This window comes from Bacillus sp. JJ1127 (assembly GCF_036965845.1).
Classification (GTDB): domain Bacteria; phylum Bacillota; class Bacilli; order Bacillales; family Bacillaceae_G; genus Bacillus_A.
Window position 1 is genome coordinate 1,687 of record NZ_JBALQK010000065.1, and the last position, 318, is coordinate 2,004.

General features: G+C 28.6%; 1 protein-coding gene. It reads right to left on the bottom strand.

Features of this window, described 5'->3' with window-relative positions; all coding sequences use genetic code 11:
• Positions 1-28: 28 nt before the first annotated feature.
• On the bottom strand, positions 29-229 hold the full coding sequence (locus V7183_RS08325) for a hypothetical protein (protein ID WP_335359193.1): 201 nt from the start codon (positions 227-229) through the stop codon (positions 29-31).
• Between the last annotated feature and the right edge of the window lie 89 nt (positions 230-318).

Here is a 318-nt window from a genome sequence, read left to right on the forward strand (position 1 = left end):
TATAAAAAAGTTTGATCATATTCTCAAACTATGATTTTCCTTTCTTACTATAAATTCCAGAAGCAATAACTCCAAATAAATAGCCTATTCCAGTTCCTAAACTAACTATAAACACTAGAAAACTTGGTTTGAAAAGCATGCCCAAAATTACACCGATAGCACAACCAAAAATCATTCCCATTGGTATTAAACTATCTATTAAATCTTTAGCGTCTCTTGACTCTTTCATACCTAATGTTCCTTTCTGTGTAAATAAAGTATCAAACTTTATTCCAAATCAATACTAAAAAGATTAATTTCTTGAAGAAACTAGGTAAA